The following is a 14041-nucleotide window of genomic DNA, read 5'->3' on the forward strand; positions in this document are numbered from 1 at the left end:
TGGCGAGATAGCTCAGTTGGCTAGAGCACACGGTTCATACCCGTGGTGTCGAGGGTTCGAATCCCCCTCTCGCTACTACACGAAAGATGAGTCTGTAGATCGAGTGAAAGGTTTACAGGCTTTTTTTATGTTGCCGGCATATTTATGCAAAAATATACAAAATTTCTTTTTACTATTGCCATAATCCCCAAAATCCTTTATAATGCAAAAAGGTGAAAGCAAAAGTTCATTGTAATGACAGTAGTATGAAATGATAACAGGGTAGTTATTCAAAAAAAGGATAACTGCCTTGTTTTTGATTATAGGAAAAATCGCTATTGTAAAACCTTTTGCCGAATCACATCAACATTCACGAAAGAGAGGGAAAGGAATGGAGAAACAAGAGAAAAACACAGTAACACCCTACGACCTTGATGGAAGGCCGCCACTGAAGCTGGCGATTCCTCTTGGTTTGCAGCATGTGCTGGCTATGTTCGTAGGTAATCTTACACCGCTTCTGATCATCACAGCAGCCTGTGGAATCGAAGCCGGCGGAGAACTGCAGGTAGCACTTCTGCAGAATGCCATGCTGATTGCAGGTATTGTAACATTGGTTCAGGTATTTACCATAGGACCTGTGGGTGGTAAACTCCCCATCGTTATGGGAACCAGTTCCGGTTTTATTGGCGTATGCCAGAGTGTTGCAGGAGTCATGGGTAATGGAGTGGTTGCGTATGGTGCAATTATGGCGGCATCCTTTATCGGCGGTCTTTTTGAAACTGTACTGGGAAGCTTCCTGAAACCACTGAGAAAATTTTTTCCGTCAGTTGTAACAGGAACCGTTGTATTATCAATCGGTCTTTCACTGATCGCTGTTGGTATCAGTTCTTTTGGAGGCGGAAGTTCCGCTAAGGACTACGGTTCTCTGGAGAATCTGTTTGTAGGTTTTGTAGTTCTGGTTGTAATTGTCGTATTAAAACATGGAACAAAAGGATTTACAAGCTTTGCATCAATTCTGATCGGCATTATCGTTGGATATGTGCTGGTAAGTATTATGGCAACAGTTCTTCCTACCACATTTACCTATGTGGATGATGCAGGTGCAACAGTAGAAGCTACCAAATCCTGGGTTCTTAACTGGGATAAAGTAGCAAGCGCATCCTGGTTTGCAGTGCCGAAGATTATGCCTGTCAAATGGGTATTTGATGCAAGGGCAATCGTTCCGATCTGCATCATGTTTATTGTAACAGCTGTAGAAACTGTCGGTGATATTTCCGGTATCACAGAGGGCGGTCTTGGAAGAGAAGCTACAGACAAAGAGCTTTCCGGCGGCGTTATGTGTGATGGCCTTGGATCTTCACTGGCAGCAGTATTTGGCGTACTTCCGAATACTTCTTTCAGCCAGAACGTAGGTCTGGTTGCAATGAATAAGGTTGTAAATCGTTTCTCAATTGCAACAGGCGGTATTTTCCTTATCGCATGTGGTCTGTTTCCTAAGCTTGCAGCACTGATCTCCATCATGCCTCAGAGTGTACTGGGCGGTGCGGCAGTTATGATGTTCTCATCTATTGTTGTCAGCGGTATCCAGCTTATCACAAAATGGCCGGTAACTCCGAGAAACGTAACAATTGTCTCCGTTGCACTTGGTCTTGGCTATGGACTTGGGGCAAACTCAGCAGTCCTTGCACATATGCCGCAGGCGATCACACTGATCTTTGGTGGTTCAGGAATTGTACCTGCAGCACTGTTTGCTATTATTCTGAATATCGTGCTTCCACCGGATGAGAAATCCGAAGTTGAGATCGCAGAAGAGATTCTTGACATGAAGAGAAAAGAGACACAGAAGAAATAGCGGCACACTGGGAGTGTTCGAAAGTGAATAAGTAAAACAATAAAAAGCGTGAAACCGGGAATATCTGGTTTTGCGCTTTTATTCAGATTATAGTGAATGATTATCTGGTGCAGATGTATGTGGCGAAAACAGACTGCAGATGTCTGGAATGAATTTTGGCTACGTTACTGAGAACGGAGTGAACAACAACGTAATGATAAAAATATGTTATTGAAAATGAAATTCAGGGTTGACAAATCAAGAAAGCAGTGGTAAATTGTTTGTAAATTTAACAGATTAAACCGATGAAGCGGAAGTCAAAGCAGTCATGCGCGCACAGAGAATCCGGGAAGGTGAGAGCCGGGTGGAAATGCAGTCTGCCAAATGGGCCGCTGAGGGCACAGTGAAAGGTTGAAGATTACAGAGCAGACTAAGTATCCTGTGACGTGAGGCATACGTCAGTTGCCGGGAATATGAAGGTATTTCGCAAAGAGTACGGTTCAAACCGTAAATCAAGGTGGCACCGCGGGTGAAGTATATACGCTCGTCCTTGACAGAAACGATAATTCTGTCAAGGGCGGGCTTTTTTATGTTCTTGGCAGAAACTGAATTAATCACAGGAGGTGTTTCCATGTATCCAACATTAGAAACCATCAGACAGCTTGCACAGACAAAAGAATATCGTCGTATTCCTCTGTGCAGAGAACTTTATGCAGACAGATATACACCGGTAGAGGTAATGCGCATTTTGCGAAAAGCCAGCCGCCATTGTTACCTGCTGGAAAGTGCCAGCCAGACAGAAGTGTGGGGCAGGTATTCTTTTCTGGGGTATGAACCGTCCATGGAGATTACCTGTACAGACAGAACATTGAAGATCCGGACAACCGATGCTGAGGGAAAAACAGAGGAAACCGTAAGGCAGGTCACACATCCCGGTGATACTCTCAGAGAAATCATCCGGAAATATAAAACTCCGGTAATGGAAAAGATGCCTCCTTTTACAGGCGGTCTGGTAGGATATTTCTCCTACGATTATATCAAATACAGTGAACCAAAGCTGAAACTGGAGGACAGGGAACAGCAGGATTTCAGGGACATGGATTTAATGCTTTTTGATCAGGTGATCGTATTTGACCATTTCAGACAGAAAGTACTTCTGATCACAGGTGTGATGGCAGATGATCTGGAAGCCTCCTACGAGAAAGCAGTAAAGAAATTGGAGGAAATGGCGCAGCTGATCCGAAACGGGGAGCATATGGAATTTGAACCGCTGAGACTTCAGTCAGAAATACAGCCGAAATTTCCGAAAGAAAAATATGCAGAGATGGTGGAGAAAGCCAAACATTACATCAGAGAAGGTGATATTTTCCAGGTAGTACTTTCCAATCCCATGCGTGCGAAAGCAACAGGAAGCCTGTTTGATACTTATCGGGTTCTTCGGGCATCTAATCCTTCTCCTTATATGTTTTATTTCTCCAGTGATGACATTGAACTGGCAGGTGCTTCCCCGGAAACCCTTGCGAAGCTGGAAAATGGCACCTTAAGTACCTTCCCTCTGGCAGGAACCAGACCAAGAGGAAAGACAAGAGAAGAGGATAAAGAACTTGAAGAGGGACTTCTGAAAGATGAGAAAGAGCTGGCAGAACACAATATGCTGGTAGACCTGGGAAGAAACGATATTGGAAAGATCAGCAAGATCGGAACTGTAAAAGTAGAAAAGTATCTCTGCGTAGAACGTTTTTCCCATGTAATGCATCTGGGCTCCACAGTAACAGGAATCATCCGGGATGATAAAGACGCTGTGGATGCAGTAGACGCAATCCTTCCGGCAGGAACTCTTTCCGGAGCACCCAAATTCAGAGCCTGCCAGATCATCGAGGAACTGGAACAGAGCAAACGAGGCATTTACGGAGGCGCCATCGGATATCTGGATTTTGCAGGAAACCTGGATACCTGTATTGCCATCCGCCTGGTTTACAAGAAAAACGGAGAAATCTGTATCCGTTCAGGTGCCGGAATCGTGGCAGACAGTGTACCGGAAAAGGAATTTCAGGAATGCTGCAACAAGGCAAGAGCTGTGGTACAGGCAATTGAACAGGCACAGGAGGGATTAGAATGATATTACTGATCGATAATTATGACAGTTTTTCCTATAACTTATATCAGCTCATCGGCGCAGTGGAACCGGACATCAAAGTAGTGAGAAACGATGAGTGTACACTGGAAGAAATCGCAGAGATGAAACCGGAAGCCATCATTTTATCCCCTGGTCCGGGAAGGCCGGAGGATGCAGGTATCTGTATTCCGGTGATTAAAGAATTTGCAGGAAAAATCCCTATCCTGGGTGTGTGCCTGGGACATCAGTCCATCTGCGAAGCCTTTGGAGGAACAGTTTCCTATGCAAAAGAGCTGATGCATGGAAAGAAAAAGCTGATGTATAAAACAGGAGAAAGCCGGCTTTTTAAGGACCTGCCGGATACCTTTGCAGCAGCCAGATATCATTCCCTGGCAGCGTTAAAGGATACCCTGCCCGCAGAACTTAAGGTAACAGCAGAGTCAGAGGACGGAGAGGTCATGGCAGTGGAACATACGAAATATCCTGTGTTCGGAGTACAATTTCATCCTGAATCTGTAATGACACCGGACGGCAGAGTGATGATAGAGAACTTTATGGAGGTAGTGAGAAATGATTAAGGAAGCCATTATTAAATTATCAAAGAAACAGGATTTAGCTTATGCGGAAGCAGAAGCTGTAATGGACGAGATTATGAGCGGTCAGGCAACACCTGTACAGATGTCTGCTTATCTTACTGCATTAGCTTTAAAAGGAGAGACAATTGATGAGATCACAGCTTCCGCAGCAGGAATGAGAGCTCACTGTATCAAACTTCTCCACAACCTGGATGTGCTTGAAATCGTGGGTACCGGCGGAGACGGTTCTAATTCTTTCAATATTTCCACTACTTCTTCTCTGGTGATCGCAGCAGGCGGTGTTCCGGTTGCAAAACATGGAAACAGGGCAGCATCCTCCAAATCCGGTGCAGCAGATGTTCTGGAAGCACTGGGAGTGAAGATTACACTGACGCCGGAACGCAGTGCAGAGATCCTGAAAAAGATCAACATCTGCTTCCTGTTTGCGCAGAATTATCACATTGCAATGAAATATGTGGCACCGATCCGTAAAGAGCTAGGAATCCGTACTGTATTTAACATTCTTGGACCGTTAAGTAATCCGGCAGGTGCAAACATGGAACTGATGGGAGTTTACGATCAGTCACTGGTGGAGCCACTGGCACAGGTTATGGCAAATCTGGGCGTTAACAGAGGAATGGTTGTCTATGGACAGGACAGTCTGGATGAGATTTCCATGTGCGCACCTACTTCTGTATGTGAGATCAGGGATGGCAAATTTACTTCCTATGAGATCACACCGGAACAGTTTGGATATGAGAGATGTGAGAAGGGTGCCCTGACAGGTGGTACACCTGCAGAAAACGCAGAGATCACAAAAGCAATCCTGAAAGGTGAGGAAAAAGGTCCGAAGCGTCAGGCGGTATGTTTAAATGCAGGTACAGCACTCTATATCGCAGGAAAAGCCGCCTCCATAGAAGAAGGAGTGAAGCTGGCAGAATCCCTCATCGACAGCGGTGCAGCACTGAAAAAACTGGAAGAATTTGTAGAAGAGACAAATAAATAAAAAGCAACCCCAAATTACTAATGTAAAGGAAATCTGTAACTGTCCGGTAATCTGCTGACTGTGGATATACAGAACAGTTACAGAAAAATCATAGAGATTATGAAGAATATATTAGAAGAAATAGCAGCCAGAACAAGAGAAAGAATTGCAAAAGAAAAATCCCGTATTTCTGTTTCGGAGTTGGAGAACCGGATTCAGGAAGTAAATAAAAATGCAAGGCAGAAAATCACATTTCTCCAGGCATTACAAAAAGATGGTATGTCCTATATCTGCGAGGTAAAGAAAGCCTCCCCCTCAAAGGGACTGATCGCACCGGATTTTCCATATCTGGCAATTGCAAAGGAATATGAACAGGCAGGTGCAAGTGCAATCTCCTGTCTCACAGAACCTTTTTATTTCCAGGGAGCAGACCAGTATCTGAGAGAAATCGCAGCCGCTGTACAGATACCTGTACTCCGCAAGGATTTTACAGTAGATGAATATATGATCTATCAGGCGAAATCCCTTGGTGCTTCCGCGGTATTGCTTATCTGCGCCATCCTGGATGACGGAGAATTAAGAGCATACAGACAGCTTGCAAAAGAGCTGGGACTGGATGCACTGGTAGAAGCACACGATGAGTACGAAGTGGACAGGGCCTTAAATCTCGGGGCAGAGATCGTGGGAGTCAATAACCGGGATCTGAGAACCTTTCAGGTAGATATGAACAACAGCATTCGCCTGAGAAAAATGGCACCGGACAATGTGGTTTTTGTTTCCGAGAGCGGAATCCGCACCCCGGAGGATATCCGGCTTCTTTATGAGGATAAAGTGGATGCGGTACTGATCGGGGAAACACTGATGCGAAGCCCGAACAAGAAAGCAGCGCTGGAAAGCCTGAATGGCAGCCCGTTACGCTGAAAGATCGAATATTATCTGAGAGGATAGAATATGACCAGAGAACAACAGCAAAGAACCAAAATCAAAATCTGTGGTCTGAAACGCCCGGAAGACATTACCTATGTAAATGAAGCAAAACCTGATTACTGTGGATTTATCATAGAATTTCCGAAGAGCAGCAGAAATGTTACAGGTGCATTGGTGAGAGAACTTACTGCAAAACTTAATCCGGACATTATCCCTGTAGGTGTTTTTGTAAATGTAGCACCTGAGCGTGTGGAGGAACTGCTTCTTGACGGAACTATCCATATTGCACAGCTTCATGGACAGGAAGATGAGGCATATATACGGAGAATCCAAAAGAATACAGGTCATCAGGTTATAAAGGCCTTTTCCGTAAAAACGGCTCAGGATATTGAAAAAGCCCTGAAAAGTCCTGCAGATTATATACTGCTTGATCAGGGTGGCGGTGGAACCGGACAGACCTTTGACTGGTCACTGATCCCGGAGATAGACAGACCGTTTTTCCTGGCAGGAGGACTGGGTGCAGATAATCTGGAAACAGCCGTCCGGACTATTCATCCCTATGCAGTAGATCTGAGCAGCAGCGTGGAGACGGATGGAATGAAAGACAGAGATAAGATTTTGAAGGCAGTTCAACTGGTGCATATAAAATAAGATAACCGAATCAAGTAAGTCACCTGCTTCAATTGCGAAAAGCAATAAGCAGTGGGTGGGGACTTGCTTGTATCAGGAGGAGTGCAAGCTCCTTCTGATAAACTGCGGAGCAGTTATTCGGTTATGAGCAAGTAGCGAAGCGGATTGCGAATATCCGCTTGACTAATTCAGAAAGAACATAGAATACTCTGACCGACCATCTGACAGGCCAGGGATTACATACATAAAAGGAGGACATATACAGATGTCAAAAGGAAGATTCGGCATCCATGGAGGACAGTACATTCCGGAAACACTGATGAATGCTGTCATCGAATTGGAGGAAGCCTACAACCATTATAAAGATGACCCGGAGTTTAACGCAGAGCTTACAGAGCTTCTGAATGAATATGCAGGAAGACCATCCCGTCTCTACTTTGCATCTCACATGACAGAAGATCTGGGTGGAGCAAAAGTATACTTAAAGAGAGAAGATTTAAACCATACAGGTGCTCACAAAATCAACAATGTACTTGGTCAGGTACTTCTTGCAAAAAAAATGGGCAAGACCCGTGTCATTGCAGAAACAGGCGCAGGTCAGCATGGTGTGGCAACAGCAACAGCAGCAGCTCTTATGGGTATGGAATGTGAAATCTTCATGGGAAAGGAAGACACAGAACGTCAGGCATTAAATGTATACAGAATGCGTCTTCTGGGTGCAAAGGTCAATGCAGTTACTTCCGGTACTGCAACACTGAAGGATGCTGTTTCCGAGACAATGAGAGAGTGGACAAACCGTATTTCCGATACACATTATGTACTTGGTTCTGTAATGGGACCTCATCCGTTCCCTACAATTGTTCGCGATTTTCAGGCAGTGATCTCCAAAGAAATCAAAGAGCAGATCCTTGAAAAAGAGGGCAGACTTCCGGATGCAGTTCTTGCATGTGTAGGTGGCGGATCCAATGCGATCGGAACATTCTACAATTTTATCAATGACAAAGATGTCCGTCTGATCGGATGTGAGGCAGCAGGACGTGGCGTAAATACGGCAGAGACAGCAGCTACCATTGCAACCGGCAAACTGGGAATCTTCCATGGAATGAAATCTTATTTCTGTCAGGATGAATATGGTCAGATCGCACCTGTATATTCCATTTCCGCAGGTCTGGATTATCCGGGAATCGGACCGGAACATGCGCATCTCTATGATACAGGACGTGCAGAATATGTACCTGTCACAGATGAAGAAGCAGTGGAAGCATTTGAGTATCTTTCCAGAACAGAGGGAATCATTCCTGCTATTGAGAGTGCTCATGCAGTAGCTTACGCAAAGAAAATTGTTCCGCAGATGAGAAAAGACCAGATCGTGGTCATTACAATTTCCGGACGTGGAGATAAGGACTGCGCAGCAATCGCGCGTTACAGAGGGGAGGATATCCATGAATAAGAGAATTACAGAAGCATTTGAAAAAGGAAAGGCATTTATCCCGTTTATTACCTGTGGAGATCCGTCTCTGGAAGTGACAGAGCAGCTTGTCTATGCAATGGAGGAAGCTGGTGCAGACCTGATCGAGCTTGGGATTCCGTTTTCTGATCCTACAGCAGAGGGACCGGTGATCCAGAGAGCAAATGTGAGAGCACTTTCCGGTGGTGTGACTACAGACAAGGTATTTGACATGGTGGTAAAGATCAGAAAGAACAGTTCTGTTCCTATGGTGTTTATGACTTATGCAAACGTGGTATTTTCTTACGGAACGGAGCGGTTTATTAAAACAGCTGCAGAAATCGGAATGGATGGTTTGATTCTGCCAGATGTGCCATTTGAGGAAAAAGAAGAGTTTGACAGTGTATGTAAGAAACACGGTATTGATCTGATCTCTCTGATCGCGCCGACTTCTCATGAGAGGGTCGCACAGATTGCGAAGGATGCGGAAGGGTTTGTGTATTGTGTTTCTTCTCTTGGTGTTACAGGAACAAGAACTAATATTACTACAGATATCGGGGCAATGGTGAAGCTGGTAAAACAGGCGAAAGATATTCCTTGTGCAGTTGGATTTGGCATTTCTACGCCGGAACAGGCGAAGAAGATGGCGGCGCAGTCAGATGGAGCGATTGTAGGATCTGCAATTGTGAAGTTGTGTGCACAGTATGGCAGGGATTGTGTGCCCTATGTGAAAGAGTATGTGAAGTCTATGAAAGATGCTGTAATGGAAGCTTAGGAATTAAAAAGGGACGCGCAGAAACATATTTCATTTCGTGTGCGGTTTCGGAGCCTAAGAACTTCTAAGTTGCTAAAAATATGCTAAAAACATAAGAAAAATGACCCAAACTCGCCGCATGCTGCGGCTCAGACAGTGGGTCATTTTTCTTATAACGCATATTTTTATCAGCTAAGAAGTTCTAAGACTCCTGCAAATGCACACGAAATGAAATATGTTTCTGCGCTGTGTATTGGTATGAACTGGAGTAATTTGTATCTTTTATAAGAAAGACTTCAGAATTTGCAGAACTCCGTTTTCCCAGTAGGGCGGGCAGGTATTTTTGGCGGCAGCCCGGACTTCGGGGCGGGAGTTGGAGACTGCGTAGCTGAGACCGGCATTCTGAAGCATTTCAATATCGTTGAGGTTATCTCCGAAAGTACAGGTTTCGTCAGGTGAAATTCCCAGATATTCCTGCAGGAAAGCAACGGAAGGACCTTTGCCGGAACCTGGGGCAGTACAGTCCATCCATTCCTTGCCGGCGGCAGCCATAACTGTTTTGTCTTTCCAGGTGGGAGTGAATAAAGGGGCGCACATTTCCTCACAGGCGTTGGGGTGGTAGACAGCAAATTTGTTTACCTGCTGCCCCTCGAGTTTTAACATTTCCGGAACTTCATGGATATCATATCCGTAAGAATCTCTCAGCCAGTGAAACATCTGGCTGCCTCCGTCTTCTGCGAAACAGCGTTCAGGTGTGGAAATAAAATAATCACAGGAAGGCATATTCTCTCTTACCATAGAACACATTCCTTTCCAGATTTCGTCCGGCAGAGTATCCACTTTCAGAATCTCCTTCGGAGTCCGTACAACAGTTCCTCCGTCAGAGATATAAAGCAGTCTGTCTGCGACAGGGGTAAACAGTTTTCTCTCACTTCTGTACTGCCGTCCGGAGCATGCCACAAACACAATCCCCTTATCAATCAGCCTTCCGATAACCTCCATATACTCCCCGTCAATAGCCAGAGTCCCATCCTTTACCAAAGTTCCATCTATATCTGAAGCAATCAATTTAATCATATGAATAAGAAATCCTTTCTATACAAATTCATTTTAAAAATTCTCTTTGTAATTGTAATAAGTCCCTTCTATAATAAATACAAATAAATACAATCCCCATTTTATCACGCTAAAATACAACTTACCATAAGAAATTAGGAAAAATTGCAATTATTCACCAGTCCCGTTTTATGCGTTATCATCCTGCAAAATTTTCTGTGAGAAAATCTCATCTGCATAGCCTGTCGTTGCAAGGCGCATTACTGTGAACGAAGTGAGCAGTAACAGCCCGGCAGTCCCGCAGCCAGCCAACAGGCAGGAAATATTTTTGGTTTCAGGTGCATTTGCAGTGGGCGTAGTAACTCTTGGTGCGTGGGAATCTGCGTTATTCAAAAATTGCTCACTGTCTGAGCGAAGCGAGTTTGAGTAATTTTTGAATGTTTTTAGCAGATTTCCACACACCTAGAGTTATTAGCCCGCGAAACCGCACCTGAAACCAAAAATATTTCCTGTCGTCCCCAATTTTTTTGCCCGCCAAACCCCATTGACTTTTCCACCCTTTTTTCTTATATTATATAAATAGAAATCTGCGTACTCTGAAAACTACGCATTTAAACCCTGAAAAAAGGAGAGTTGCTCGAAATGAACAAAAAAATGCTCTTTGTTTTCAATCCCAAGGCAGGCAAAGGCAAGATCAAAACAAACCTGCTTGATATAGTAGATATTTTCAACAAAGGCGGTTATGAAGTCATTATCTATTCCACACAGAAACCAAAAGATGCCTACGAGAAAGCCAAAGAATACGAATCCAAAGTAGATCTTATCGTATGCAGCGGCGGAGACGGGACTCTTGATGAGGTGGTTACCGGAGTAATGGAAAAGAAGAGTTCCATTCCCATCGGATACATTCCGGCAGGAAGCACCAACGACTTTGCAAACAGTCTCTTTATGCCGAAAAGCATGACAGATGCCGCTTCCATGATCATGGAAGAGAAACTTTATCACTGTGACATCGGCAGATTCAATAACCAGAGCTTTACATATATAGCAGCTTTCGGTCTTTTCACAGATGTAGCCTATCAGACAGATCAGGATCTCAAGAATATCCTTGGCCATGTAGCCTATCTTCTTGAGGGAGTGAAACGCCTTTTTGATATCAAATCATACCATATGAGAATTGAATCCGAAGAATTAACTGTGGAGGATGACTTCATCTTTGGAATGATCACCAATTCCCGTTCAGTGGGAGGGTTCAAGAACCTTACAGGCAAGAACGTGGATATGAATGACGGACTTTTTGAAGTCACCATGATCACAAGACCGAAGAATCCGCTGGAATTGCAGGAGATCATGACTGCAATGCTGACAGCAGAGGACAATACAGATCTGATCCATTCTTTTAAATCAGCCAGGGTGACCATTACCTCAGAAGAACCGGTACCATGGACTCTGGACGGTGAATACGGCGGCAGTCATACACAGATAGAGATTGAAAACTGCCACGAAGCACTGAATCTGTATCTGAAAAGTACAAAAAATGAGGAAACCAGATCAATTGGAATTTCCCCGTTAATAAATAAAAAGGAGAAATAAAATGGGTGAGTATATCAATGTAGTAGAGACTTTTGGATGTGATGTGTTTAATGATTCCGTCATGCAGGCACGACTTCCGAAGAAGATCTACAAAGAATTGAAAAAAACCATAGAAGAAGGCAAGGAACTGTCTATGGAAATTGCGGATGTAGTAGCACACGAGATGAAAGAATGGGCCATCGAGAAAGGTGCCACACATTACAGCCACTGGTTCCAGCCCCTTACAGGTGTGACAGCAGAGAAACATGATGCCTTTATCACAGCTCCGATGGATAACGGCAAGGTCCTGATGTCTTTCTCCGGAAAAGAACTGATCAAAGGTGAACCGGATGCATCTTCTTTCCCGTCCGGTGGATTAAGAGCAACTTTTGAGGCGAGAGGATATACAGCATGGGACTGTACATCACCGGCTTTTGTGCGTCATGATGCAGCAGGCGGAACACTCTGTATTCCTACTGCATTCTGTTCCTATACAGGAGAAGCACTTGACCAGAAGACACCACTTCTTCGTTCTATGGAAGCAATCAACACCCAGGCACTCCGTCTGCTGAGACTTTTCGGAAATACAACTTCTAAGAAAGTAACTCCGTCAGTAGGAGCAGAGCAGGAATATTTCCTGATCGATAAAGAGAAATGGCTTCAGAGAAAAGACCTGATCTATACAGGCAGAACTCTTTTTGGAGCTATGCCTCCGAAGGGACAGGAAATGGATGACCATTACTTTGGAAGTATCCGTCAGAGAATTTCCGCATACATGAAAGAGGTAAATGAAGAATGCTGGAAGCTTGGAATTCCTGCAAAGACACAGCATAATGAGGTTGCTCCTGCACAGCATGAGCTTGCACCGATTTATGCACCGGTCAATATCGCAGCAGACCAGAACCAGATGATGATGCGTATCCTTAAAAAGGTTGCCAGCCGTCATGGAATGCGCTGTGTCCTTCATGAGAAACCATTTGCAGGTGTGAACGGTTCCGGTAAGCATAACAACTGGTCTCTTACCACAGATGACGGAATCAATCTTCTGGATCCGGGCAAAACACCTCATGAAAATATTCAGTTCCTTCTGGTCCTCACCTGTATCCTGAAAGCAGTAGATGAACATGCAGATCTTCTGCGTGAATCTGCGGCAGATGTGGGAAATGACCAGAGACTTGGCGGCCATGAAGCACCGCCGGCAGTGATTTCCGTATTTCTTGGAGAGCAGCTGGAGGATGTTCTGGAACAGCTGGTCAGCACAGGAACAGCAACTCACAGTAAAAAGGGAAGTAAGCTGGAAACAGGTGTTAAGACTCTGCCTGATTTCATGAAGGATGCTACAGACCGTAACCGTACTTCACCTTTTGCTTTCACAGGAAATAAATTTGAATTCCGTATGGTAGGCTCAAGAGATTCTATTTCCGCATGTAACGTAGTCCTGAATACGATCACGGCAGAAGTATTTAAGGAAGTATGTGACCGTCTGGAAAAAGCTCCTGATTTCGAACTGGCGGTACATGACCTGATCAAAGAATATGCCACAGATCATCAGAAGATCGTATTTAACGGAAACGGCTATGCGCCGGAATGGGAGAAAGAAGCTAAACGCCGCGGACTTCCGATCCTTCCGAGCATGGTGGATGCAATCCCTGCACTTACTACAGAGAAGGCAGTGAAACTCTTTGAATCTTTTGATGTATTCTCAAGAGCTGAGCTTGAATCACGCGCAGAGATTAAATATGAGATTTATTCTAAAGCAATCAATATTGAAGCAAAGACAATGATCGACATGGCAACCAAGCAGATTATTCCGGCAGTTATCAGATATACCACTGTTCTTGGCGAATCCATCAATACAGTGAAAACAGCGGGCGAAGGGCTGATCGATGTAAGTGTACAGCTTGACCTGCTTAAGAAAGCGTCAAAACTCTTAAAGGCTGCAAACAGTGCCATGAGTAAGCTGAGCAAACTGGTTGAGAAGATCCCGGAATATGCAGAGGGACGGGACAGAGCCGTATTCTGCAGAGAAAAGGTGGTTCCTGCAATGGAAGCTTTACGTGAGCCGGTAGATGAACTGGAAATGATCGTAGATAAGGAAATGTGGCCGATGCCATCTTATGGAGATCTTGTATTTGAAGTATAATGTTGTAAAAATATAAAGAAGAATGC

At 44.5% G+C, this 14041-nt stretch carries 12 protein-coding genes and 1 tRNA gene; 11 read left to right on the top strand and 2 right to left on the bottom strand.

All coding sequences use genetic code 11. The features are described from left to right. The first annotated feature begins 1 nt into the window (after nt 1). The 9 genes from ACESZG_RS16535 to trpA all read left to right on the top strand — a co-directional run bounded on the left by ACESZG_RS16535 (nt 2) and on the right by trpA (nt 9265). Nucleotides 2-75: transfer RNA gene (locus tag ACESZG_RS16535), tRNA-Met, on the top strand. 295 nt (nt 76-370) lie between these two features. Further along, complete coding sequence (locus tag ACESZG_RS16540; RefSeq protein WP_368211021.1) at nt 371-1831, top strand: uracil-xanthine permease family protein; 1461 nt, start codon at nt 371-373, stop codon at nt 1829-1831. Nucleotides 1832-2441: 610 nt separating this feature from the next. Continuing rightward, entirely contained in the window at nt 2442-3929 is a 1488-nt protein-coding gene (gene trpE / locus ACESZG_RS16545; protein ID WP_022381369.1) for an anthranilate synthase component I, read from the top strand. Continuing rightward, nucleotides 3926-4504 (top strand): aminodeoxychorismate/anthranilate synthase component II, encoded by a 579-nt coding sequence (locus ACESZG_RS16550; protein ID WP_022381370.1) that lies wholly within the window; start codon nt 3926-3928, stop codon nt 4502-4504. Before trpE ends, ACESZG_RS16550 begins: the two co-directional genes overlap by 4 nt. Next, on the top strand, nt 4497-5507 hold the full coding sequence (gene trpD / locus ACESZG_RS16555) for an anthranilate phosphoribosyltransferase (protein WP_022381371.1): 1011 nt from the start codon (nt 4497-4499) through the stop codon (nt 5505-5507). Before ACESZG_RS16550 ends, trpD begins: the two co-directional genes overlap by 8 nt. A gap of 99 nt (nt 5508-5606) precedes the next feature. Beyond that, nucleotides 5607-6407 (top strand): indole-3-glycerol phosphate synthase TrpC, encoded by an 801-nt coding sequence (trpC, locus tag ACESZG_RS16560; RefSeq protein ID WP_022381372.1) that lies wholly within the window; start codon nt 5607-5609, stop codon nt 6405-6407. 30 nt (nt 6408-6437) lie between these two features. Beyond that, nucleotides 6438-7064: a phosphoribosylanthranilate isomerase gene (locus ACESZG_RS16565; protein WP_055201244.1), complete on the top strand. Its 627-nt coding sequence runs from the start codon at nt 6438-6440 to the stop codon at nt 7062-7064. A gap of 244 nt (nt 7065-7308) precedes the next feature. Further along, nucleotides 7309-8493, top strand: coding sequence for a tryptophan synthase subunit beta (gene trpB / locus ACESZG_RS16570; RefSeq protein ID WP_055058796.1), 1185 nt, complete (start codon nt 7309-7311; stop codon nt 8491-8493). After that, nucleotides 8486-9265, top strand: coding sequence for a tryptophan synthase subunit alpha (gene trpA / locus ACESZG_RS16575; protein ID WP_215680583.1), 780 nt, complete (start codon nt 8486-8488; stop codon nt 9263-9265). Before trpB ends, trpA begins: the two co-directional genes overlap by 8 nt. A gap of 261 nt (nt 9266-9526) precedes the next feature. On the opposite strand, the gene ACESZG_RS16580 is transcribed toward trpA, so the two are convergent. Continuing rightward, complete coding sequence (locus ACESZG_RS16580) at nt 9527-10321, bottom strand: Cof-type HAD-IIB family hydrolase (protein WP_215680585.1); 795 nt, start codon at nt 10319-10321, stop codon at nt 9527-9529. A gap of 168 nt (nt 10322-10489) precedes the next feature. Beyond that, on the bottom strand, nt 10490-10693 hold the full coding sequence (locus ACESZG_RS16585) for a hypothetical protein (protein ID WP_128867778.1): 204 nt from the start codon (nt 10691-10693) through the stop codon (nt 10490-10492). 249 nt (nt 10694-10942) lie between these two features. On the opposite strand from ACESZG_RS16585, the gene ACESZG_RS16590 reads away from it, so the two are divergent. After that, the gene (locus tag ACESZG_RS16590) at nt 10943-11893 is read left to right on the top strand and encodes a diacylglycerol kinase family protein (protein ID WP_008707346.1); all 951 of its coding nucleotides are present in this window, start codon (nt 10943-10945) and stop codon (nt 11891-11893) included. 1 nt (nt 11894) lies between these two features. Beyond that, complete coding sequence (locus tag ACESZG_RS16595) at nt 11895-14015, top strand: glutamine synthetase III (protein ID WP_022380145.1); 2121 nt, start codon at nt 11895-11897, stop codon at nt 14013-14015. Nucleotides 14016-14041: the final 26 nt, after the last annotated feature.

Source organism: Blautia sp. Marseille-P2398 (assembly GCF_964240315.1).
GTDB classification, from domain to species: domain Bacteria; phylum Bacillota; class Clostridia; order Lachnospirales; family Lachnospiraceae; genus Blautia_A; species Blautia_A wexlerae.

Bases quoted from the DNA above. Each gene is read 5' to 3' on its own strand.
- ACESZG_RS16595 (WP_022380145.1), top strand. From the start codon at position 11,895: ATGGGTGAGTATATCAATGTAGTAGAGACTTTTGGATGTGATGTGTTT.
- ACESZG_RS16590 (WP_008707346.1), top strand. From the start codon at position 10,943: ATGAACAAAAAAATGCTCTTTGTTTTCAATCCCAAGGCAGGCAAAGGC.
- trpC (WP_022381372.1), top strand. From the start codon at position 5,607: ATGAAGAATATATTAGAAGAAATAGCAGCCAGAACAAGAGAAAGAATT.
- trpE (WP_022381369.1), top strand. From the start codon at position 2,442: ATGTATCCAACATTAGAAACCATCAGACAGCTTGCACAGACAAAAGAA.
- ACESZG_RS16580 (WP_215680585.1), bottom strand. From the start codon at position 10,321: ATGATTAAATTGATTGCTTCAGATATAGATGGAACTTTGGTAAAGGAT.
- trpA (WP_215680583.1), top strand. From the start codon at position 8,486: ATGAATAAGAGAATTACAGAAGCATTTGAAAAAGGAAAGGCATTTATC.
- ACESZG_RS16565 (WP_055201244.1), top strand. From the start codon at position 6,438: ATGACCAGAGAACAACAGCAAAGAACCAAAATCAAAATCTGTGGTCTG.
- trpB (WP_055058796.1), top strand. From the start codon at position 7,309: ATGTCAAAAGGAAGATTCGGCATCCATGGAGGACAGTACATTCCGGAA.
- trpD (WP_022381371.1), top strand. From the start codon at position 4,497: ATGATTAAGGAAGCCATTATTAAATTATCAAAGAAACAGGATTTAGCT.
- ACESZG_RS16540 (WP_368211021.1), top strand. From the start codon at position 371: ATGGAGAAACAAGAGAAAAACACAGTAACACCCTACGACCTTGATGGA.
- ACESZG_RS16550 (WP_022381370.1), top strand. From the start codon at position 3,926: ATGATATTACTGATCGATAATTATGACAGTTTTTCCTATAACTTATAT.